Raw genomic sequence first — 24,297 nt, forward strand, 5'->3', positions numbered from 1 at the left:
TATATCTTTTCATAAATTCGATAAGTTTTAGTTATCATAAGCATACCTATCAAATGTTTTTTCTTATATTTAAAAAAATAATTGCTTTATTTAATGGATTTCTTTAGTATTTATAAATAAGAAAACGCTTACACACAACTTTTTTTATTTGCTTTATCCTGAGGAGGAAAAATATGGCAAGAAAATTGCATAGAGAGTTGAATAACAGACATATCCAATTGATAGCAATTGGGGGCGCAATTGGAACCGGGCTATTTCTAGGATCAGGTCAAACAATATCTTTAACTGGTCCATCACTGTTATTCACATACATGATTATTGGGGTTGTACTATTCGCTTTTATGCGTGCATTAGGCGAATTGTTGTTGAGCAATACAAGATTTAATTCATTTGTTGATATTGCAAATGAATATTTGGGACCATTTGGTGGCTTTGTCATTGGCTGGACATATTGGTTATGTTGGATTGTTTCGAGTATGTCCGACTTAACTGCCATGGGACAATATTTTGCCTTTTGGTATCCACAAGTACCTAACTGGATTACTGTGCTCTTTATTGTTTTAATTTTAATAAGTTTCAACTTATTAGGTGCCAGATTATTTGGTGAATTAGAGTTTTGGTTCTCTATTATTAAAGTTGTTACCATTATTGCGATGGTTATCGTCGGACTTGTACTAATCTTTTTCTCATTTAAAACGCATTACGGACATGCATCATTCACTAACTTAGTCAGTCATGGTGGTATGTTCCCAGGTGGGACATTTGGTTTCTTAATGTCATTCCAAATTGCTGTATATTCATTCATAGGTATTGAATTAATTGGTGTAACAGCAGGTGAAACGAAAGATCCAGAAAAAACATTACCAAAAGCCATAAACAATGTACCTATTCGTATATTATTATTCTATATTGGTGGTCTTTTAGTAATTATGTCAGTTATTCCATGGAATGATATCGATCCAGATAGCAGCCCATTTGTTAAACTGTTCACTTTAATTGGTGTACCTTTTGCTGCTGGTATCGTCAACTTTGTCGTATTAACTGCAGCTGCGTCAGCAACAAATAGTGGTATTTATTCTAATAGTCGAATTCTATTTGGTTTATCCCAACAAGGACTCGGCCCGAAAGTTTTAAATAAAACAAACAGCCATGGTGTACCATACTTATCTATGTTTGTGTCATCTTTCGCATTACTTATTGCAGCACTGTTAAACTATATTTTTCCTAATGCGATTCAACTATTTATTTACGTTACCACTTTATCAACTGTACTGTTCTTAGTAGTGTGGGCTATGATTATTGTTGCTTACATTATGTATTTGAAAAAGCATCCTGAGGCACATAAAAATAGTAAATTCAAGTTAATTGGTGGTAAACCGATTGCCTATATTATTTTGGCATTCTTCTTCTTTGTATTCATCTTATTATTCTTTAGTGATGAAACAAGAGCAGCCATTTATATTTCGCCGTTCTGGTTTATATTCTTAATCTTTTTCTACAGAAAATATAAAACGAATGCCGAAAGATTAGCTGAAGAACAGCGTCAAATAGATAGCGGTCATTTTAGATATGATAATAAATAACATAGTTATAAAACTCTAGTATTTATTCAATAAATGCTAGAGTTTTTTGTTTTATGAAAATTTTAGTGGAATTCACATCGTTTTTATAAATAAGTCTATGTCAATATGCCTTAAAAATGATAAAATATTAACTATTAAAATTTTGAGGAGTATACTATGGCGTTATTAGAAGCATTTTTAATATTTATCTTTGCTGTCATTATCAGTTCAATCATTAATAATCGTTTTCCACAAATCCCTACTGCGTTTATTCAAATCGTATTAGGCGCTATCGTCTTTTTAATTCCGATAGACGTTGATTTCCAATTTAATTCGGAAGTATTTATGTTCGCTGTTATCGCGCCACTTCTATTTGTTGAAGGAACCCATGTGTCACGAACAAAATTATTAGAATATCGTAAGCCTATATTACTAATGTCCATGGCACTCGTATTTGCAACTGTTGTTGGTGTTGGCTACTTTATACATTGGATTTGGCCGGCATTACCTATGCCAGCTGCCTTTGCAATAGCCGCAATATTATGTCCAACTGATGCCGTTGCAGTATCAGCAATTACACGTGGAAAGTTATTACCGAAAGGTTCAATGACGATTCTTGAAGGAGAATCACTTTTAAATGATGCTGCAGGTATCATTTCTTTCAAAATCGCTGTTACAGCATTAGTAACAGGAACTTTCTCATTATTCCAAGCTGTTGAGCAATTTGTTATTTCAACTGTATTAGGTGTATTAATTGGGGCAATCATTGGTTTTGTCATCGTAAGAGTTCGTGTAGACTTAACAGCAAATAAAGGTTTAAAAGATAATAACACTTTAACATTCATTCAGTTATTAACGCCTTTTGTCGTTTACTTTTTAGCAGAACAAGTTCATGCTTCGGGGATTATTGCAGTCGTTGTGACTGGACTTATTCATGGCTTAGAACGCGATCGTTTAATTAAGGCGCAAACAGAACTTCAAATGAATTACCATCAAATTTGGAATACATTTAGTTATGCACTAAACGGTTTTGTATTCGTTGTATTAGGTTTTATGATTCCTACTGTAGTTATTGATATTATCAAAACAGAACCTGAAAACTTTTCATTTTTAATTTTAATTACTGTGTTAATCGCATTGGCCATTTATGTTTGTCGATTTGCTTGGGTTTATTTCTGGTTCAAAGATTTTTATTTCCCGAAAAATATTCAATCATATCTAGATGATGATGATTCACATGAAACACCACCTTCTCGTGTAAAGTATGCTTTTATCATGACAATGTGTGGTATTCACGGAACAATTTCATTGTCTATGGCACTAACATTGCCTTTTATCATTACAAACGGACAAGCATTTGAATATCGTAATGATTTATTATTTATCGCTTCACTCATGGTATTAATCAGCTTAGTCTTAGCGCAAATTGTTTTACCATTAATTACACCCGCTATTCAAGAAGATTTATTTAAAGGTATGACATACCAATCCGCCAAAATTTTTATCGTTCAAAAAGTAATTGAACACTTTAATAAGGAAAGCAAAAAAGATAAAAACAATACGAATTATCGTCCAGTATTAAATCAATACTTTGGTGAATTGTTATTTTTATTAAATTCAGAACCTGAAAATAAAAACACGAAAGAACTGAGACGTTTAGAAGATATAGCAAAAAATATCGAAACATCAACGTTAGAACGATTAATTGAAAAAGGCAAAGCAACTTCTCAGGACATTAAAAATTATCATGATATCGTTGAACTTACTGAAACTCATCGAACTTCATCAATCATTGAAAAATTTTCTAACTTCTTTAAAATGTTTTGGTTACGTCTTAAAACATTTAAACACAACAAAGCTATTGATAGAGAAACAAAAGCACAAGAATATGAAAATGCTTTTAAAGACGTTCAAAAAATAATGCGTATCGTTAACCATAATATTATTTTACGCTTAAAAGAAGAACAAAATAGTACAAATGTACTTGAAGTAAGTTTAGTTATCAACCATTATTACGATATGAGTCGTTCATTAAAATGGCGTGCACAACGTCGCAAAGAACGTAAAGAAAATAGTAATCAAATGATTTCGCAAGCTATTTTCCATAATCATAAATTAGAAGCATTATATTTACAGCGTAATCTTTTAGATGAGCTCATTCGTCGCAACAAAATCAATAATGTCGTTGCCGCCCAAATCCGCGAGAATATCAACTATAACGAAATCGTCTTAGCACTACAGTCCAAAAACTAAGCAAGATATAAAAACACCCGCTCATATGAGAAAATGCTATTATCATCTCATATGAGCGGGTTTTATTATGTTTATGTTATTTTTTAAGTTTAAATGGAATCGTACAAACATTAACATTCTTTTGGTAAATCAAATACAATTTCATACGTAAACTTGTTTGATTGTGTAATAAATTGTGCCAACGCTTCTTCGTAATAAATTCCGGAATCACTACTGTGATCATATAGTTTTGATCGTTAGCTTTACGGTTAATCTTATCTATAAAGCGAGAAATCGGACGTATAATACTACGATATTCTGAATGTAAAATAACTAATCTTACATCTGGGAAATGTCGCTTCCACTTTTCTTGGAATGCCTTTTCATCCTCATCGCCAAATGATACATGTACAGCAATCACATCATTATTAGCGAGCATTTGTGCATAATAAATCGATTTGTCTACTGCTGTAGTAATACTCGTAATTGGCACAATCGCTAAGTTACGATCTACTACTTCAACATTATGAACATCTATATCTGAACGAAGTTGCTCTGCAATGTCACGATAATGTTTGTTAATTTTCAAGAAGAAAATCACAACAAATGGCAAGAATATAAGTATCGGCCAAACTTGACTAAATTTAGTTATGAGCAAAATCATAAAAACAATAAATGTTACAATACCACCGAGTAAATTCACTGACAACTTACTCATCCAATTCTTCGGACGTTCATGTATCCACTTAATAACCATTCCGAATTGCGCTAATGTAAATGGAATAAATACACCTACAGCGTACAATGGAATTAAATCTTCAGTCATACCATCAAACACAATAATTAAAATAATAGCTAATACACCTAAAATAATAATTGAGTTAGAGTAACCTAAGCGATCTCCTCGAACAGTAAACATTCTAGGCATATATTTATCTTTAGACATTGACGCAGCTAACATTGGAAATGCAGTGAATCCAGTATTTGCAGCTAACACTAAAATCATTACAGTTGTAGCTTGTACAAAATAGAAAGCCGCATTATCACCAAATATTTGCATTGCTAATTGTGATAAAACTGTTGTTTCAGTTTGTGGCATAATTCCGTATACATACGCTAATCCTACAATACCTACTAATAAAAACGCTAAAATTGAACCCATAGCAATTAACGTTTTCACAGCATTTTTAGCACTTGGCTCTCTAAAATTCGTTACCGCATTTGAAATAGCTTCAACACCCGTTAACGATGAAGCCCCTGAAGAAAATGCTTTTAATAATAGAAATAATGTAACCCCAGGTACAGCTGTTCCAACAGACGCATGCATATGCGGTTGGATATTACCTGTTGCTACGCGAATTGTTCCGATTAATATAAGTACCACTAAACCAATGATAAATAAATAAACCGGATAAGAAAGTACCGTTGCAGATTCAGTTAAACCACGTAAATTTAATACTAAAATAAACAGTACAAGTAAACATGCAATTAAAACTTTATGATCATATAAACTTGGAAATGCAGCTACAAATGCATCTGCTCCAGAGGATATACTAACTGCAACAGTCAATATATAATCTACTAATAATGATCCACCTGCAAGTAAGCCCCATTTTTCTCCTAAATTGGTCTTCGACACCATATAAGCGCCGCCACCTTTAGGATAAGCATAAATTACCTGTCGATATGACATAATTAATGCAGCCAATAATATAAGAACTGCACCGGCAATCGGTAATGTATACCAAGTCGCTACTGCACCTACTACAGACAATGTAATCAGTATTTGTTCAGGTCCATATGCAACTGAAGATAATGCATCTGACGAAAGAATCGCTAACCCTTTAAACTTTGAGATTTTTTCGTCTTTTAATTCTCTGTTTTTTTTAGGTTGCCCTATTATAAGTCTTTTAAATTGATTGAACATAATCTCCTAATCCTTTTTATACTTTTTGATGGATATCACTATACGCTTATCTTGTCAAAAAGTATAGTACGTTTATTGATATTTCGTATGTAATTATACACTTATTAGGCTGTATTGTATCAAAATATATTGTAAATATACATCCTAAGTCAACAATTTGCTCTGAACTGTTATAATAAAATATAATTCATTACATATTAGGAAAATCATTATCAAATGAGGATACATTTATGACTATAAAAAAACTCTATTTTCTATCTATCTCATTCATTATTCTAGTCGCGATATCCGTTATCATTTTCTTAGCAATACACAGTAATACAAAGACGCAGCTGACAAATGATTCACAGAAACAAATTGATACTATTATTCGTCATGATTTGCAGCAAGGTCATATACCAGGTGCGTCTGTGTTGATTATAAAAAATGGTAAAGTCTTTTTAAATAAGGGATACGGTTATCAAAACATTGATAAAAAAATAAATGCAACACCATCAACAAAGTATGAAATTGCTTCTAATACAAAAGCATTTACAGGTATAGCAATGTTAAAATTAGCCCAACAACACAGATTAAACCTAGATGATCCCGTTTCAAAATATGTCCCTCATTTTAAAATGAAATATGATGGTCAAAATGAAGATATCACTATCAAACAACTTTTAGCTCAAACAAGTGGTATTCCTAGTAATATAACAAGCGAAGATTCTGTGACAAGCAAGCGGAATCAATTAACAGATGTGGCAAGTGCTATTATGGGAGATGAGCTTCACCATAAGCCAGGCGAGGAATTTGAATACTCAAATATGAATTATGATCTATTAGGTTTAATCATCCAAAATGTCACAAAGCAATCATATACGCAATATATGACAGACCATTGGCTTAAACCACTTCATATGACACATACGACATTTAAACAAACAAATGATAAATCTAAGCATGATGCAATAGGATATGAATTACAAGGTTCAAGCCCTGTTGTCTCAAAGCCTGAGTTTAATCATTGGGATACACCTTCTGCATATATGATGACTTCAACAGAAGATTTAGAACATTGGATCAAATTTCAACTTAATCCATCTAATAAATATAAGCAGTTAGTTCAGCAATCACACAAAAATTTATCATCAACTATTGGTGAACCAAATGCTAATGCTTATGCATCTGGTTGGTTTACAAATACTGATGAACATTTAGTCTTCCATTCCGGTACGTTAGATAACTTTTCATCATTTATTTTACTCAATCCAAAAAAATCCTATGGTATTGTCGTACTAGCAAATTTAAATTCTGACTATGTGCCTAAGTTAGTTGAACATCTTAATACACAGATAGTTAACAACACACACTATACTACTGTTGCTTCAACGCTGAATCATTATAAAGGACAATTCAATATTGTGACGGCTGTCATGACAACATTTATATTGTTAGCATTTTTATTTACGACTTATCGCGGTTGGCAAATGCGCCATGGTCAAATTCTTTTGCGTAGGTCAAAAAGGATTGCTGTATTGAGTTGGTTATCATTATGTATATGTATTGCTTTAGCGCTTGCGCTCTATGCATTACCGTATTTAATTCTCGGTAGCAATAATTGGTCTTTTGTACTGACTTGGTTACCAATAGAAATTAAATTAGCACTAATTACAACATTAATTGCATTATTCAGTACATTAATTTTAATTCTGTTATTCCTTCATACAAAGATAACGAAGACATAATAAAAAGACTTGTTCGAGCCGTGCGTTTGATAACATATCATCCACGATTCGATCAAGTCTTTATTTTCTTCATATTAAACGGATAAATTATTATTTAATTGGATTCATGCCGTCTTTCCATGTTTTATAAATTAAAGAGCCACCTTGTGCTTTGAACTTCTCATTACTCACACCACGTTCAAATGGTTGTGCAGGTTGAATATCAATATTTGGTTCAACACCTAGTTGTGCTTTATACCACTCTGCAAATTCAGAGCCTTTTACAGGTTCATCATCAGCAACATTGTAAATACCATTTTCAAAATTGATAGCTTGAATAGATGTTTCTACTGCATCATCAAGATGGATAAATGATGTTACACCGTCTGATAATGTCACTTGTCCATCTATAAATTGATTATAAATCATACCATCTTTACCGTACCAAGTACCTGGGCCGTATAACCAACCAAAGCGTAAGACAACATATTCATCCATACGTGCTGTTTCTTTTTCAAGACCCACGACACCATCAACTGTTACTTTTCTATCTCCAGTTGAATTAAAATCAAGTGGTGTTTCTTCAGTTGCTAAACCTTCGCCAGGTTCATACATAAAGGCAATACTTTGTGCAATAACTTTTTTCACGTCATGCTTTTTAGCTGCGTCAATTAAGTTTTTAGAGCCTTCAATACGTACTTTAGTATTCGCTGCCATATCGACATTTTTCAAATCAGTAATTTGATTGATAATAATTTCTGGTTTAAAGTCAGCTAAAGCTTGCTCAATTGTATCGGCTTTTAAAATATCACCAATATATGCTTTAATGCCAACATATTCTAACTTATGTTGACCATTCTCAGAAGTAGTAAAACCAGCAACCTCATGCCCTTCTTCTTTTAGTCTTTGAACTAATTTAATTCCGATTAAGCCTGTTGCACCAGTCACAAAAATTTTACTCATTATAAACACCTTTTCTCTATTTTGTCTTATAGTTACTTGCTTGATGAGTGTACAAAATTCATGCCAGACTTCCAAATAATTTGCCTCAAAATTTGTTAACAGTATCATCATAAAAACTGTCTTGCCAATGCTATTAGTGTGTCATAGACCTACATCAAACCTAAATTAAGCCGAAGATAAATCAAAAAGAACAGCACTAAGATCATTTCAATTGGAACGTACCTTACTGCTGTTCTCTATTTACTTCAATTCACTTTTAATAATGACCTTGATTTTCACATTGTCGTCATTAACTCGCTGCCATACCTAAAAGCATCAATTAATCTTGGGCTTGTCGCTGACTTTCTTTAGCATGTATTAAATCCGTAATAAATCGATTCACAGGTGCTTCTATATGACGTTTCTTTCCTAGAGTTGCAACTGCACCATTAATATAATCAATTTCAGTCTTTCTATTGTTGACGATTAGGTCTTGATACATAGACGGATAGTGTGCACCTACTTTGTCATTTAAGCCGATTAAATATTCAAATACTTCATCAACATTTAAATGAACGTCATCTATAGTTGCGACATGCACTATTTCTTGTGTCAATTTATAAATTAAACACTTTGCATAACTGCTTTCATTAAGTGCTGCCATATTGCATTCTAATACTGTACTTAAAGCATTGGCTGTACCATTAACACAAATCTTCTTCCAAATTGATTGATGTAAATCTTGACTAATAACGCCATTTAACCCTGCTTTGTTAAGAATTTCAGCCACTTTCTTAACGTTTTCTTTACCTTCGTCAACTAACGCACCAATTTCAACCGGACCGCTACCAAGCAAGTGACTATGCCCTGGACTTTCCAGACCTGCAGTCCAAGTTGTGACACCTCTAACAATTTGTGATTCAGCAACATATTGCGAGATGATTTCTTCATGTTTTAATCCATTCATTGTACATACGACGATTGTATCGTCATTAATATGTGGTTTCATAGCATTCATCACAGATTTTAATTGCATAGATTTTGGAAATAGAAAAACAATATCATAAATACTGTCATGTGGTTGTTCATTTAAATGACACATTGGGATATCTAATACGAATTTTTCGCCATTAATCGTTATATTTAACCCATGCTCTTTGACCGCTTCAACATGAGAACTATATCCATCAATAAGCGTTACATCATAACCTGCTTGAAATAATTTAGCACCAAAACCACTACCTAGTGCACCAGACCCCGCAATTGCAATTTTCATACTGTAAACCCCTCTTCATCGTTGTTGTTCAATTTTAAAATACTACTTTCGTATATAAGCGTCAATTCGAAAATTACTCACTTACGCCAACGTTAATAATTATTTATAACTTATAAAAATACACCTAATACTGAACATTGTCGCTCAATATTAGGTGTGACTCTATAAACACTTCACTTACTTTCACAAAATTCACTTTAAATTTCCTACATAATAACTTGCTTTCATTTCAGTTTTACAAATTCGTTTGATTTTTCGGAACTAAAAATAGAATAACTAAAAATGCAATCACTGCTAAAATGACATTAAACATCATGCCAGAGAAGCCACCTAAATGTAAATTTAAATTTGCTGCTAAAACTGTATAAATCGTACCAGATACTGCCACACCAAATGCATTTCCTAATGACGAAGCCATTTTATAAACACCTGAAGCTACACCTGATTTGTCATCTGGCGCACTCGCAACTGCTGTATCTGTAGAAGGTGTAGCATACAGTCCTAAACCTGTACCAAACAGTAAGTAGCCGACAATGCTAGACACGATATACCACATTTCAGGCAAAAATGTTAATGACAATAAGATAAGTCCAATTACTGTAAATCCACTACCTAATAATAGTGGACGCTTCGGACCAAACTGAGTTAAAATCTTTTCACCTACACGGATCATTAACAATACTGCAATTAAATACGTTAATGAGATATATCCTGTTTGAGATGAATTAAAACCTAATTGTTGTTGATAATAAGTGTTAATGACGATTAATGCACCACCAGCAACACCATTTAATAGAAAGTTAGATATCGTCGCCCCACTGTATCCTCTATTTTTAAAAATAGAAAAATCTACAAGCGGATATTTAATTTTATTTTCATAGTAGACAAAACCTATTAATGACAAGATAAAAATAACAATTAAACTTAGTATCATTGGTGAAACTAAACCGAAATGAGATGTCTGCGTAATAATCACGTTAAGACTTAACATTGTCACCACTAAAATGATTAATCCAATAACATCAAACTTTTTCGTTTCACCTTTTAAGCTTTTTACCGGTTCAGCTTTAGTTTCAGGTGTATGTTTAATTAAATACATCGATAATAATGTTAATAAAATTGAAACTATAAATATTGAACGCCAGCCTATATAAGTAGCCATTAAGCCACCAAACAACGTACAAATACCACTACCGCCCCAAGAACCAATTGACCAGTAACTTAAGGCACGTTGTCTGCGCGTTCCAATATAATACTCATTTATAATGGCAAGTGTCGCAGGCATAATGCAGGCTGCAGACAAACCTTGAATTATTCTACCTATAATTAAAAATGCTGGTAACGGTGTAATAATGATGAGTAATGAACCGATGACATTTAAAATAAGACCCACATATGTAATTTTAACGCGGCCAAGCTTATCAGCTACATCTCCAGCACCCACGATAAATAATCCAGCAAACAGCGCTGATAAACTAACAGCAATATTTATCGTACCGACGTCACTACTGTATGTTGCTTGCAACGGGACAACAAGATTAACAAGTGACTGTGCGAATAGCCAAAAGGTAATGACACCTAAGACAATACCTAATAACAAACGATTGTCACCTCTAAATTGTTTCGAAGTGTCCATGAAATAGAAAAGCCTCCTAAGTTATAAAAAACAAATTTTTAATATGATATATTAAGAAACAATATCATAAATTTGCAGATAATTATAAATAAAACATTTCAATTTTTAGTATTTTTACATTATTAGAGATTATTTATACAAATTATTTCAGGATAATTATTGCTATTTTAGTGTAAACGCATACATTAATCCGAAGCAAATAGGCCATCCAAATACCATTCAAGATATTGGACAGCCTATTAATGCATTTCAAATATTTACATAATAATAAATTACAATATACCAAGGTCCTCTATAAGTTTATTCCTTGGGGTCGGTGCTTTGATTTATGTTTTTGGTGACGGGTCGTCGGATCTAAACGTCTTTCTAACATTCTCAATAATACATCTATTAAAATAGCAATGACTGCAATGGGAATTGCTCCTGCTAGTATAAATGTTGTGCCGTCAGTCGCATTTGTACCACGTATCACAATATCACCAAGAGTTGGCGCCCCGATAAATGAACCTACAGCAACAACACCTATAGCCACAACTAATGCAATTCTAATACCACCAATAATGACTGAAACCGATAATGGTAATTCAATCATTCGTAATACTTGGTTTCGTGTCATGCCCATGCCTTTACCAGCATCTTTAATATTCACATCAACACTAGCTATTCCTGTATAAGTATTTTTAATAATTGGTAATAAAGCATATAAAAATACTGTTAATACTACTGTTTCTGCACCTAATCCCATAACTAACATTAAAATAGCAAGCATTGCGATAACTGGCACCGTTTGAATGATATTCGTGATTGTAATTACAAATCCAGATAATTTAGTATACCTTGCAAGTAAGATACCTAATGGGATGCCGATTAACGATGCAAACAGCACACCATATACTGACATTAATAAATGTTTGAAAAATAAATCCCAGAGATAGCCATAGTTCATGGCATAATAGTGAAACAATTGCTGTAATAAATTTCCTTCCATCATTTATGACCACCTTTCTGATTTTCAAAGTAGTGATGTTTTTTCAGAAATTCCTCAGCAACTACTGCTGGTTCTTTGCCTTTTCCATCCGCTTCATAATTCAATCGTTGCATCTCTGAAGTTGAAATTTTGCCATCTAATTTATTAATTATCGTTTTAAGCTCTGGATGTTGACGCAACAATTCGTTTGTAGCGACAGCGCTGGCAGCATAAGGAGGAAAGAAATGTTTGTCATCTTTAAGTACTTTCAAATCATATGCAGCTATTCGCCCATCTGTAGAATATCCTAATGCAACGTCTAAATTTCCTGAACTTAATGCATCATATACTAATCCGATTTGCATCGGTCTTACTGTACCAAAATCAAAACCATATTCTTTTTTAAATCCTTGGTAGCCATCACCCTTACGATTCATCCATGAACTATCCATGCCTAAACGTAAATCTTTGCTATATTTTTCTAAATCTGAAACTTTCTCCAAATGATATTTTTTAGCTGTTTCTTTCGTTACCATAAATGCATACGTATTCGCAAAACCATATGAATTGAAAAATGTTTGATCAAATTTCTTTTGGAATCCTTGTTGTGTCGCCATCATAGCTTTCTTAGGATCTTTGATTGGCTCTTCTTTTAAAACACCTGTTAAATCTGTGCCATTATATCTTACTCCTGAAATATTGGCATCTCCATTAATCAATGCGTTATGCTGAATCGTACTTGACCCTAAATTATTAACTAATGTTGGCTTAATCTTGCCATTCGTATCATGTTCGATTAATAGTCGCAACATATGCGAAATTATTTGCGATTCACTTGTCGACAATGCAGTAATTTTGACATCATTTTTCGTGCTTTTACTACCTAGTCCGGGTAGACTACATCCAGATAATACAGTAAGAGATAATACAAGCACGACTACAATACGTTTTAGTTTCTTCATTATCTTTTCCTCCTAATTATCCAGATATCTTTAATCCTTTTGGAACTACCCATTTTTCAACTAGTGATAATAATGCATCAACAAGTAATGCTAAAGCAGTTACAAGTACAGTCGCAGTTATTATCATCATTGGGTCATATAAATTTAAACCATTGAATATAAAATCTCCTAAACCTCCCGCACCAACATAGCTTGCTAGCGTTGCCCAGCTAATAACATATACAGATGATAAGCGAATGCCACCAATTATAAGTGGTAAGGCTAACGGTAATTCAATGTCTTTCATTAGTTGGAGTTGCGTCATACCCATACTTTTTCCAGCTTCTTTAATATTACTATCAATATTTTGAACACCTAGCACTGTGTTATTTAAAATAGGTAATAATACATAAATAAATAGCGCTACAATTGCTGGTGTTTTTCCAACACCAAAAATCGGTATCATAATAGCAAGTACGGCTAATGTAGGAATCGTTTGTAAGACTCCCGCCACAGTTAAAATAATATTGGCAGTTCGCTTCGTTTTAGATAGTAATATACCTAAAGGAACAGCAACGACGATAGCAAGTAATAATGCCACCATAGAAATGTAGAAGTGCTCCAACGTTTTCGATATGAGTTGTCCACCATTCTCTTGAAGAAATGCTATCATGATTTATCCACTCCAATACCATGTGTTTCAACATTCTCATTATGTGGTTCACCTGATACAGAGGGAATGGTGTCTTTTCCATTATGTTCCGTATGAGATGTAGCCTCGCTGTCACCCCAAATCGTGTCATAAACTATATCCACAACATTGGTACGTGTAATTAGTCCAACTAAGCGATTATATTGGTCTACAACAGGAACATTTCTGATATTTCTTTTTAAAATCGTGCGAACAGAATCTTGCAATTTCGAATCAATTTGAACGGTATAAATATTTTGTTGCATCATATCACGCAAAGTTTTGTGTCCTCGTATACCTTGGTTAATATCCTCAATGTCTAAGAATCCAAGTAAATGGTTGTCACTATCAACGACAAAAATCGTATCTACACGTTTTTGTCTCATAATATGAACAGCATCATTAAGCGTTGCATCTGCTTGTATCGTGATTGGCTTAATCATAACGCCTTCAACAGTCTTGTCATTCGGACGGTCTTGAATCAGTCTATTTTGACCGATAAAATCACGCACAAAATCATTTGCAGGATGCCTTAAAATATTATCTGGTGTATCAAATTGCACCACCTTACCTTCTGACATAATACAAATTTTATCTGCTAATTTAATCGCTTCATCCATATCATGCGTTACAAAGATAAACGTCTTGCCTAATTTTCGTTGTAATGTTTTCACTAAATCTTGCAGTGTATCTCTCGTAATAGGATCTAATGCCCCAAAAGGTTCATCCATTAAAATAATATCTTGTTCGGCCGCAAGTGCTCTTACGACACCGATACGTTGTTGTTGTCCACCAGATAATTCTGCAGGATATCGATCTAAATATGATTCTGGTAAATCTACAAGCTTAATTAGTGCTTTTGCACGTTCATCTTTTTTCTCTTTTGACCATTTAAGTAACTTTGGTACAAGTACTATATTTTCTCTTATAGTCATATGAGGCATTAACCCGATTTGTTGAATAACATAACCAATGCTTCGACGCAATTCGACAGGGTTCATACTTCGAACATCTTTACCATCAATTTCAATTTGTCCTTCTGTCGCTTCAATCATGCGATTTATCATTCTTAAAGCGGTTGTCTTACCGCTCCCACTCGTTCCTATAAATGCAATAAATTCCCCTGATTGAATATCTAAAGAGATGTCATCTACAGCCTTTTTACTGCCAGAATAAATTTTCGTTAAATGTTTAATACTTAACATAATCATTTCTCCTTCCTCATAACAACATATGACGAATGATACGCATAAAATTAAAAGACCATCATGGTAATTGTTAAACAAATAGAGTCATAAGTTAAACAAGTACACATCATGGTCTTGATTATGTAGAATTGTATATTTATCATCTGTAATGTGAATCATCAAAAAATAAACGGCGCTATGTATGTTGAATTTCTACCGATTACTCTTTGTTTGCACATTCGTATATTCGACATTTAAAACTAACATACTCTATATGTTGTTATTAAACAGCATTATTTTATAATTAGCAACTAAATTGATAACTCACATTTTTCAAAAGCGAATTTATTACCGCACAATTGGTTGGTTTGCGACAAAAAAATGTCAAAAATGTGAAAAAATATTATAAATGTCGTTATTTTGTAAAAATCATGGACATTGCCCATCTCATTAAATATTTGCGTGATTCCATCAAATATACTCGATATCAATCATGGGGGCACTCAAATTAATACCACATACGAAAAAACAACCAATGGCATTAACCACTGATTGTTTCATGTCATCCTGTATATTGTTGTATAGTGTGTATCCCTATACTCATGAATTACTTATCATGCATCCCTTTACCTTCAAGTATTTGATTAATATACTTTTCAACGCGCTTTTGTCTTGTTTCACTACGTTTAGCTTGTTCAATATGATAAATGTATTGATGTTGTCTGCCTGGCGTTAATTTATAAAATGACGACTCTAATTGTGGCATTTCTTCAAACTTATCTTCAAGCTCTTTTGGAATAACATATTCTTCAATTTTCTTCATTTCAACTTTTTTGCCAGCTTTTTCAACTTTAATAGCTTCTGCTAAATAATATTTAATTTCTTCTGTACGCGCTTGAATCTCTTCTAGATTTTCAAACCTTAACTGACGTGCTGCTTGTACTTTTTCAGTCTGTTGAATGAGAGTATGATACTTATCTTCTAAAATAGCACCTTTATGGAATAATAGTGCAACATAGTTTTTGAAACCATGAATCAGCACAACATTTTTATTCTTTAAAGTGTAACAAGGATGCATCCATTTATATGCTTCCTCAAGTTCAGTTTCATTGAAAATTAAGTCTCTCAAATATTGATATTCTTCTTGCCATTGACTCTCTTTATTTAAAAATGCTTCAACTTGTTCATTCGGTTGTTTATCGGTCATAACGATCACTTCCAGTCTATTATTCAATATATATTGTATTATATATCCAAAATTTCAAAAAAACTAATTTAGCCAATGATTTTGCACTTTTACAAAAAATAAATTTGACTATTATTGTAATAAGCGTATAATTGTCGCATATTATTTTTTGTATTTTCGGCAATAACGAAGGAGTATTTATGAATAAAGACAAACAATCGCACGACGACAAAATTAATCTATCCCAATTAATATTATTAGGGCTAGGTTCATTAATTGGATCCGGCTGGTTATTCGGTGCCTGGGAAGCATCTTCAATAGCCGGTCCAGCTGCAATTATTTCATGGGTTATTGGATTTCTAGTTATCGGAACAATAGCTTATAACTATATTGAAATAGGTACAATGTTTCCACAATCTGGGGGTATGAGTAACTATGCACAATATACACATGGCTCTTTATTAGGCTTTATTGCTGCGTGGGCCAATTGGGTATCACTTGTTACAATTATACCAATTGAGGCTGTTTCAGCAGTACAATATATGAGTTCATGGCCTTGGCATTGGGCAAAGCCAATGGCACACTTAATGGAAAACGGCTCTATAAGCACATACGGTTTACTAGCTGTGTATCTCATCATTATTATTTTTTCATTATTAAACTATTGGTCAGTTAAACTGTTAACATCATTTACAAGTCTAATATCCATATTTAAGTTAGGTGTTCCAACATTAACAATTATTATGTTGATGTTGTCTGGTTTTGACACCTCCAACTACGGGCATTCAGCAAGTACATTTATGCCTTATGGTAGCGCACCTATTTTTGCTGCAACAACAGCATCAGGGATTATTTTCTCATTTAATTCATTCCAAACGATTATCAATATGGGGTCAGAAATTAAAAATCCTGAAAAGAATATCGCACGAGGCATTGCTATTTCATTATCACTAAGCGCAGTACTATACATTATTTTGCAAAGTACATTTATTACCTCTATGCCTCAATCAATGTTACAACATAGCGGATGGAGTGGTATCAATTTCAACTCACCGTTTGCTGACTTAGCTATATTATTAGGCATTAATTGGTTAGCAATTTTATTATATATTGAAGCAGTTGTTTCACCTTTTGGAACTGGCGTATCATTTGTTGCAGTTACAGGACGTGTTTTACGCGCTATGGAGAAAAATGGACATATCCCTAAATTTCTTGGAAAAATGAACGAAAAATATCATATTCCTCGTGTAGCAATCATCTTTAATGCCATCATTAGTATGATTATGGTTACATTATTTAGAGATTGGGGTACACTAGCAGCTGTCATCTCTACTGCGACCTTAGTTGCCTATTTAACTGGACCAACGACAGTAATTGCTTTACGTAAAATGGGTCCAACTATGACACGTCCATTCAGAGCCAAAATATTAAAAGTAATGGCACCATTATCTTTTGTATTAGCATCTTTAGCTATATATTGGGCAATGTGGCCAACGACAGCAGAAGTTATTTTAATCATTATACTCGGCTTACCAATCTACTTTTTCTATGAATATAGAATGAATTGGCGTAATACGAAGAAGCAAATTGGCGGTAGTTTATGGATTATTGTATATTTAATCGTTCTCTCATTACTGTCATTTATAGGTAGTAAAGAATTTAAAGGATTGAACTTTATTCATTATCCTTATGACTTTATCGTTATCATAATCGTGGCACTTATTTTCTATTACATTGGTACAACGAGTTCATTTGAAAGTGTTTATTTCCGTCGCGCAAAACGTATCAACACGAAGATGACCGAAGCACTAGATAAAGAAGCCAATTCATCTAATTAAATTTTCAAATATGATCTCAAAGCACGCACAAACATTCACCAACCATTGATTTCAATAATCTTGGTTGGTTTTTTATTTTGAAAATGGGATATAAATAACATAACAAGATAGTGAGACTGGTATTGTCATGAAATGGCACTGTCGAAGAGCATCATATAATGCTCAAGATAGTTTGATTTAATACGGATAGCATGCTTATCTGATTCAGTCACAAAATTGTCTTGTTAGAGGTGTCACCCATCACTTCTTTACCGTGGTATGATTAATTTGGGGATGATAAGGAGGTTAATAAATATGAAGATAAGTACTGCAGGTGGTCAGATTCATGGTATCACACAAGATGGCCTAGATATCTTCTTAGGCATTCCATATGCTGAGCCACCAATTAATAACCATCGCTTTAAACATTCTACGTTAAAAACACAGTGGCATGAGCCAATCGATGCTACAACTATTAAGCCTATCCCACCTCAACCTGATAATAAATTAGAAGTTTTTTTCTCCTCGCAACAAACAAACTTTACTGAAAATGAAGATTGTCTATATCTTAATATTTGGAAGCAACATAATGATAAAACTAATAAGCCAGTCATCATTTATTTTTATGGAGGAAGTTTTGAAAATGGGCATGGTTCTGCTGAACTCTATCAACCAGCGCATTTAGTAAAAAATAATGATGTCATTGTTATCACATGCAACTATCGTTTAGGTGCGTTAGGATTTTTAGATTGGTCCTATTTTAATAGTGAATTCAATTCGAACAATGGCATTTCAGATCAAATAAATGTTATAAAGTGGGTTCATCTATTTATCGAATCATTTGGTGGAAACCCTAATAATGTTACTTTGATGGGTCAGTCTGCGGGTAGTATGAGCATCTTAACTTTAATGAAACTACCTGACATTGAACCTTATTTCCATAAAGTTATTCTACTAAGTGGTGCATTACGTTTAGACACCTTAGAAAATGCACGCAACAAAGCTAAGCATTTTCAAAAAATGATGGTCGATTATTTAGATACAGATGACGTAACAACGCTAACTACAGATGATATTTTGATGTTAATGTCTAAACTCAAGCAATCTCGCGGACCTTCTAAAGGACTAGATTTAATATATGCACCTATCAAAACGGATCATATGAAACATCATTTTCCAACATCCAAACCTATATTGGCATGCTATACAAAGGATGAAGGCGATATTTATATTACTAGTGAACAAAAAAAATTATCACCACAACGCTTTATCGATATTATGGAATTAAATGATATTCCTTTAAAATACGAAGATGTACAGACGGCTAAGCAACAATCTTTAGCGATTACACATTGCTATTTCAAACAGCCGATGGAACAATTTTTGCAACAACTCAATATTCAAGATTCAAACGTACAATCATGGTTTGCAGAATTTGCATGGCATGATACTTCAAGCGAACACTATCGCAGTGCGTACCATATTCTTGATATGATATTTTGGTTCGGAAACTTACAAATTTTATCAGCGCATCAGTATCCAATCACTGATCATCTTAAATTTTTAAGTCGACAAATGCAAAACGATTTAGCTAATTTTGCTAAAACAGGTAAAATGCCTTGGCCAAAATATCATAATGAACGTCGCTACTATCGCACATATCAATAACTTTATCGCATTTAAAAAAGCACACCTGAATTTGATAGCAGGCGTGCTTTTAATTATGTTTTATTATGATGACTTATATGTTTTAGCATAATGATTATTTTTTAATGTGAAAACAACAATTAAACCTATTGCGCCAATAATCGCGCTCGTATACGTGATAGCTTGAACTGAAACGTGCGCCATAACTAAGCCACCAATAATACCGCCAACACCTATACCGGCATTTAAACTCGACATGTTCCAACTCATGACTTGGCTTGTATCACCTTCAACATGTTGAATTACACCACTTTGAACAGCTGGATTTGTACTCCATTGCATAATATTCCAAATAAACAGTCCTACTAACAATAAGCCCGTTCCTGGAAGAATAATATTCATCACTAACATCATGACAATAAAAATTGATACTGATATCATTAACCAACGCTTACTTGTAATTTTATCAGAGAATATTCCACCTAACGATGTTCCAATGACACCAGCAATTCCGTTTACTAGAAGTGCTAAAGACACAAATGACATATCATGACCATTAGATAAAATAAGGGGATTAATAAAGACAAATGTGACTGAATTAGCAATCAAGACTAAGAACGTAATGATTAAATATTTTGCTACTTCTGCAGGTCTTAATATTTTTGAAGTAATATGATTTTCATGAGATGGTGCTTCATGATTCACAGGACCGCGATTTAATTCTTGATCTTTCGGTAAATAAATCATCATCAATAAACCTACGATGATACTGACAATAATTAAGAATAAAAATGTATATCTCCAACCTACTAAATCACCAATTACAGTTCCAATAGGTACACCAAAGACATTTGCACCACTAAAACCTGTATAAACAAGTCCAATCATTTTGCCACGATTTTTAGGCGCGGTTAGCATCGCAGTAATAGCTAGTACCTTAACAATAATCAATGCAGCCGCTGCAGATGAAATGATTCTTCCGATAACTAATATTGAGAAATTAGGTGCAACAGCGATAATACCGTTTCCGATAATAAATATAAGTAACGTCCATAACAATACCGGTCTTGTAGAAAAGCGATTTGTTAATTTAACTAAGATTGGTCCACATATCGCAAATGTCAAAGCATACATCGTCACTAATTGACCAATGACCGCTTCTGATACATGTAAGTCATGACTCATTAAGTTCATGATTCCTGCAACCATCATTTCAACCATTCCTACTATAAAAATACTTAAAATGAATGTGAATAATCGCATAACAGACATTTATAAAACTCCTTTCGAACAAATTTCACGATATTCATTTCCCATAGAATAACGATTTATTAATAAATGTGCACAACACAAATTTACTTATAACCGTTCTATTATATAATATTTGGCAACTATTTTCTGTGATATATTGAAAAAAGAATGAAATTATTTTTCAGTATTTGCAAAATTAAAACAAACATCTCAAAGTGTTAAGACACAGTTTTTAATTTCCTAACAAATAGAACAATAAAAAACGCATGTATCTTAAGTTAGCACGTTAACATGCCAACTTAAGATGTATGCGTAATTCCACTTTTTTATATGCGTAACTATAAACTAAGTAACCATAGTGACTATCTTAAATTATTCGCTTTTAACATCGGTAGTTCGCGCAATTAATTGATGTCTAGCATTGAAAAATTGACCATAACTTAAATATGTCGCAATTAAAGCTGACATAATTGTCGCTGTTGTATGAATAAACACAACTAATAATTGAAATTTTATAGCTTGTAATGGCGGTACGCCACCAATAATTAAACCAGTCATCATACCCGGAATCGACACAAGCCCATATGTTTTGACTGAATCAATGGTTGGTACGATCGCTAAACGTATACTTTCTCGAATAGCACCTTTAGATGCTAATTTCGGCGCTGCTGCAAGAGATAATTTAGATTCAATGTTAGTTCCATCTTGCACGAATGCGCGGTCTAAATTTTGATACGCCAGATTAATCGCAATTAGACCATTATTTGCTAGCATACCTCCAATCGGTATAACCTCATTTGCGGTAAAATGAATTGCCCCTGTAGCTACAGTACCTGCAAGTGGTAATGCTGTTCCAATGAAGATAGCTAGAAATGATATCCAAAACACATGATGCATCACTGGTGATGCTCGACTAATAGTATTCCATGATGCATTAATAATAATGACCATTACACATAAAATAAGCAGCCATTTATCGTTTATTTTAAAAATATAATGCAGCAAAAATCCCAAAATGATTAATTGCACAACTGCGCGTAGTGTTGCAACAATTAAATCTTTAATAATATGTAAACCTTCTTTATATGAAATGATAATCGGAATGACTAAAAGCAATGCCGTCAAGCCAAGTGCCGTATTACTCATGTTGATTCAACTCCTCAATCTTAGAAATTTTGCCATCAACAATCGTTATGCGTTTTTGAAAATGTCTCATACTTTGATCATCACTATGGGTAATCCACATAATAGCAACACCTTGTTCCACTAACTTAAAAATGATATTTTCTATCTTTTCTTTATTATGAACGTCTAATGCACTGGTCGATTCATCTAATAAAAGAATATCCGGCGTATACATCAATTGACGCGCTATAGCAATTCTTTGTCGCTCACCACCCGACATATTTTCCACTTCCGAACTTAGTTGATAATGTCCCAAACCGACATCTTTAATTAATTGCTTTGCACGTTTTCTATCAAATTTATCATTACGTGCAAGTGATGGGAATATCATGTTATCTTCAATCGTTTCACCAAACAAGTCACTTTGCTGCATCAGATAACTGATTTGTTGACGCAATTCTTCCGGGTCATAATCATTATAGGGTTTACCTTTAAAATATAGTTCTCCACTAGTTGGACTAATCAAATTACATATTTGCTTTTGAAATGTACTTTTACCACTACCTGATGGACCGATAATGGCAATACTCTCACCTTTATCTACTTTTAGACTGATATGATCTAGTATGATTCTATCGCTCGCTTTATACACTAAATCTTTAATTTCTAACAACATTTGCACCGCTCCTCATGTAACATATCAGGTATAGTATTCCCGTTTTTTTGGTTTTTAGTGCAATTAAATTTAAGAAAAAATCATTTTCTTGTTATATCAAAATTTAGGCATAATCGATTTTCAGCATTTAAATTAAAAACAAAAAATCCTATTAACATGGATACTGTCTAATGACTAAGAATTAAAGTTAGACAATTGTTTAACAATCTACCATATTAAAAGGATTCTTTATAATTTGTGGATTAGATTACCACATTAATTTTTTATATGCTTCATCGTTTAAAGAACGAACAATTTCAGTTACAAGACGAACAGAATTTTCATAATCATCTAGATTGAGTACTGATACATTAGAATGCATGTATCGCAACGCAACACCTATTGTTATTGTTGGAATACCTTCATTTGCGACATGAATACTTCCCGCATCTGTACCTCCACCCGGTGTAGTATCCCATTGTACTTCGATATTATGCTTTTTAGCTACATCTTTAATATGTTTACGAAAACCTTGATGTGCAATGCTCATAGCATCCATCATAATAACGACTGGGCCACCGCCTAGTTTACTTTCACTTGTTTGCCCAGACATACCTGGCGTATCGTATGCTATACCTACATCTACAGCTATCGCCAAATCAGGTTTGATAGTATTCGCTGCAACTTTCGCACCACGTAGACCAACCTCTTCTTGCACTGTTGCACCACTGTATAAATTAATTCCAATCGCTTCATCTTTTAAACGTTTTAATACATCAACTGCTAAAGCACAACCATAACGATTATCAAATGCTTTTGCAGTCAAATATTTATCATTTGCTAGCACTTCAAATTCACTGTACGGCGTCACCATATTTCCTACTTCAACACCAGCTTCTGCTGCTTCTTCTTTACTACTCACACCAATATCAATAAACATTTTTTTAATTTCCATTGGCTTTTTACGCTCTTCTGGTGATAAAACATGTGGTGGTTTAGAACCGATAATACCTCTAATTTCTTTACCTGTATCTGTTGTAATGGTTACTTTTTGCGATAACATAACTTGGTTCCACCATCCACCAACTGGCGTAAATGAAATGAAACCATGTTTATCAATTTTAGTTACTATAAAACCAACTTCATCCATATGACCAGAAATCATAATTGAATATTGGCCATTCTCAGCAATTTTCTTTCCAAAAATACCTCCTAAATTATCTTCAATAATTTGATCACTAATCGGTTCTATATAATTACGCATTGCTTCTTTAACTTGCATTTCATATCCAGCAATGCCGTTAACATCTGTTAAATGCTTAAGTAATTTGACTGACTGATTCATGTTATTCATCCTCCTGTATTCATCTTATAAACATTGTATCACTAACTTTCTGAAAAATACTGCCTACCGCTTTAACGATTTCATGCGCTATATTTTAAAAATTTTGTGAGAAATCCGCTTGAAAACTCTCTTATTTCCAAAAAAATTTGCAAAATTTAAATTTTTGAATAACATCATTTTTTTCTAAATGTTATAATTCATTTA

General features: G+C 33.3%; 18 protein-coding genes. 5 read left to right on the forward strand and 13 right to left on the reverse strand.

Annotation, left to right across the window (positions count from 1 at the left end):
• The first annotated feature begins 173 nt into the window (after window positions 1-173).
• Together ML436_12400 and ML436_12405 are read left to right on the forward strand one after the other, a co-directional pair.
• Window positions 174-1,583: an amino acid permease gene (locus ML436_12400; GenBank protein UMT77913.1), complete on the forward strand. Its 1,410-nt coding sequence runs from the start codon at window positions 174-176 to the stop codon at window positions 1,581-1,583.
• Between the two features lie 156 nt (window positions 1,584-1,739).
• Window positions 1,740-3,815, forward strand: a complete 2,076-nt coding sequence (locus tag ML436_12405) for a sodium:proton antiporter (protein ID UMT77914.1) — start codon at window positions 1,740-1,742, stop codon at window positions 3,813-3,815.
• Between the two features lie 76 nt (window positions 3,816-3,891).
• On the opposite strand, the gene ML436_12410 is transcribed toward ML436_12405, so the two are convergent.
• Entirely contained in the window at window positions 3,892-5,721 is a 1,830-nt protein-coding gene (locus ML436_12410; protein UMT77915.1) for an APC family permease, read from the reverse strand.
• Between the two features lie 230 nt (window positions 5,722-5,951).
• Between ML436_12410 and ML436_12415 the strand changes: the two genes are divergently transcribed.
• Window positions 5,952-7,448 carry a beta-lactamase family protein gene (locus tag ML436_12415; GenBank protein ID UMT77916.1) on the forward strand — a complete coding sequence of 499 codons (1,497 nt, stop codon included), beginning with the start codon at window positions 5,952-5,954 and terminating at the stop codon, window positions 7,446-7,448.
• 90 nt (window positions 7,449-7,538) lie between these two features.
• Here ML436_12415 and ML436_12420 read toward each other — a convergent pair whose 3' ends face one another.
• From ML436_12420 to ML436_12455, 8 genes are all read right to left on the reverse strand, one after another.
• Complete coding sequence (locus ML436_12420) at window positions 7,539-8,390, reverse strand: NAD(P)-dependent oxidoreductase (GenBank protein ID UMT77917.1); 852 nt, start codon at window positions 8,388-8,390, stop codon at window positions 7,539-7,541.
• Window positions 8,391-8,709: 319 nt separating this feature from the next.
• Window positions 8,710-9,645, reverse strand: a complete 936-nt coding sequence (locus ML436_12425; GenBank protein ID UMT77918.1) for a 2-dehydropantoate 2-reductase — start codon at window positions 9,643-9,645, stop codon at window positions 8,710-8,712.
• Window positions 9,646-9,880: 235 nt separating this feature from the next.
• Window positions 9,881-11,281, reverse strand: coding sequence for an MFS transporter (locus ML436_12430; GenBank protein ID UMT77919.1), 1,401 nt, complete (start codon window positions 11,279-11,281; stop codon window positions 9,881-9,883).
• Window positions 11,282-11,573: 292 nt separating this feature from the next.
• Entirely contained in the window at window positions 11,574-12,269 is a 696-nt protein-coding gene (locus ML436_12435) for an ABC transporter permease (GenBank protein ID UMT79521.1), read from the reverse strand.
• A complete protein-coding gene (locus ML436_12440) occupies window positions 12,269-13,210 on the reverse strand; it encodes an osmoprotectant ABC transporter substrate-binding protein (GenBank protein UMT77920.1) in 942 nt (313 codons plus the stop codon). Before ML436_12440 ends, ML436_12435 begins: the two co-directional genes overlap by 1 nt.
• Window positions 13,211-13,226: 16 nt before the next feature.
• On the reverse strand, window positions 13,227-13,862 hold the full coding sequence (locus tag ML436_12445) for an ABC transporter permease (GenBank protein ID UMT77921.1): 636 nt from the start codon (window positions 13,860-13,862) through the stop codon (window positions 13,227-13,229).
• A complete protein-coding gene (locus ML436_12450; GenBank protein UMT77922.1) occupies window positions 13,859-15,085 on the reverse strand; it encodes an ABC transporter ATP-binding protein in 1,227 nt (408 codons plus the stop codon). The genes ML436_12445 and ML436_12450 overlap by 4 nt, the downstream gene beginning before the upstream one ends.
• A 589-nt stretch (window positions 15,086-15,674) precedes the next feature.
• The gene (locus ML436_12455) at window positions 15,675-16,274 is read right to left on the reverse strand and encodes a YdeI family protein (GenBank protein ID UMT77923.1); all 600 of its coding nucleotides are present in this window, start codon (window positions 16,272-16,274) and stop codon (window positions 15,675-15,677) included.
• Window positions 16,275-16,453: 179 nt separating this feature from the next.
• Here ML436_12455 and ML436_12460 point away from each other — a divergent pair, with 179 nt between their 5' ends.
• Window positions 16,454-18,091, forward strand: coding sequence for an APC family permease (locus ML436_12460; protein ID UMT77924.1), 1,638 nt, complete (start codon window positions 16,454-16,456; stop codon window positions 18,089-18,091).
• A 294-nt stretch (window positions 18,092-18,385) separates the two neighbouring features.
• Window positions 18,386-19,738: a carboxylesterase/lipase family protein gene (locus tag ML436_12465; GenBank protein ID UMT77925.1), complete on the forward strand. Its 1,353-nt coding sequence runs from the start codon at window positions 18,386-18,388 to the stop codon at window positions 19,736-19,738.
• Window positions 19,739-19,801: 63 nt separating this feature from the next.
• Here the strand turns inward: ML436_12465 and ML436_12470 are convergent, their stop codons facing one another.
• From ML436_12470 to ML436_12485, 4 genes are all read right to left on the reverse strand, one after another.
• Window positions 19,802-20,989, reverse strand: coding sequence for an MFS transporter (locus tag ML436_12470; protein UMT77926.1), 1,188 nt, complete (start codon window positions 20,987-20,989; stop codon window positions 19,802-19,804).
• A gap of 351 nt (window positions 20,990-21,340) precedes the next feature.
• A complete protein-coding gene (fetB, locus tag ML436_12475) occupies window positions 21,341-22,114 on the reverse strand; it encodes an iron export ABC transporter permease subunit FetB (GenBank protein ID UMT77927.1) in 774 nt (257 codons plus the stop codon).
• Entirely contained in the window at window positions 22,107-22,769 is a 663-nt protein-coding gene (locus tag ML436_12480; GenBank protein ID UMT77928.1) for an ATP-binding cassette domain-containing protein, read from the reverse strand. The genes fetB and ML436_12480 overlap by 8 nt, the downstream gene beginning before the upstream one ends.
• Window positions 22,770-23,016: 247 nt before the next feature.
• Window positions 23,017-24,093, reverse strand: coding sequence for a M42 family metallopeptidase (locus tag ML436_12485; GenBank protein UMT77929.1), 1,077 nt, complete (start codon window positions 24,091-24,093; stop codon window positions 23,017-23,019).
• Window positions 24,094-24,297: the final 204 nt, after the last annotated feature.

This window comes from Staphylococcus roterodami (assembly GCA_022493055.1).
Lineage (GTDB): Bacteria > Bacillota > Bacilli > Staphylococcales > Staphylococcaceae > Staphylococcus > Staphylococcus singaporensis.

Coding starts and splice junctions, on each gene's coding strand:
- ML436_12400 (UMT77913.1), top strand. CDS start 174: ATGGCAAGAAAATTGCATAGAGAGTTGAATAACAGACATATCCAATTG.
- ML436_12405 (UMT77914.1), top strand. CDS start 1,740: ATGGCGTTATTAGAAGCATTTTTAATATTTATCTTTGCTGTCATTATC.
- ML436_12410 (UMT77915.1), bottom strand. CDS start 5,721: ATGTTCAATCAATTTAAAAGACTTATAATAGGGCAACCTAAAAAAAAC.
- ML436_12415 (UMT77916.1), top strand. CDS start 5,952: ATGACTATAAAAAAACTCTATTTTCTATCTATCTCATTCATTATTCTA.
- ML436_12420 (UMT77917.1), bottom strand. CDS start 8,390: ATGAGTAAAATTTTTGTGACTGGTGCAACAGGCTTAATCGGAATTAAA.
- ML436_12425 (UMT77918.1), bottom strand. CDS start 9,645: ATGAAAATTGCAATTGCGGGGTCTGGTGCACTAGGTAGTGGTTTTGGT.
- ML436_12430 (UMT77919.1), bottom strand. CDS start 11,281: ATGGACACTTCGAAACAATTTAGAGGTGACAATCGTTTGTTATTAGGT.
- ML436_12435 (UMT79521.1), bottom strand. CDS start 12,269: ATGGAAGGAAATTTATTACAGCAATTGTTTCACTATTATGCCATGAAC.
- ML436_12440 (UMT77920.1), bottom strand. CDS start 13,210: ATGAAGAAACTAAAACGTATTGTAGTCGTGCTTGTATTATCTCTTACT.
- ML436_12445 (UMT77921.1), bottom strand. CDS start 13,862: ATGATAGCATTTCTTCAAGAGAATGGTGGACAACTCATATCGAAAACG.
- ML436_12450 (UMT77922.1), bottom strand. CDS start 15,085: ATGTTAAGTATTAAACATTTAACGAAAATTTATTCTGGCAGTAAAAAG.
- ML436_12455 (UMT77923.1), bottom strand. CDS start 16,274: ATGACCGATAAACAACCGAATGAACAAGTTGAAGCATTTTTAAATAAA.
- ML436_12460 (UMT77924.1), top strand. CDS start 16,454: ATGAATAAAGACAAACAATCGCACGACGACAAAATTAATCTATCCCAA.
- ML436_12465 (UMT77925.1), top strand. CDS start 18,386: ATGAAGATAAGTACTGCAGGTGGTCAGATTCATGGTATCACACAAGAT.
- ML436_12470 (UMT77926.1), bottom strand. CDS start 20,989: ATGTCTGTTATGCGATTATTCACATTCATTTTAAGTATTTTTATAGTA.
- fetB (UMT77927.1), bottom strand. CDS start 22,114: ATGAGTAATACGGCACTTGGCTTGACGGCATTGCTTTTAGTCATTCCG.
- ML436_12480 (UMT77928.1), bottom strand. CDS start 22,769: ATGTTGTTAGAAATTAAAGATTTAGTGTATAAAGCGAGCGATAGAATC.
- ML436_12485 (UMT77929.1), bottom strand. CDS start 24,093: ATGAATCAGTCAGTCAAATTACTTAAGCATTTAACAGATGTTAACGGC.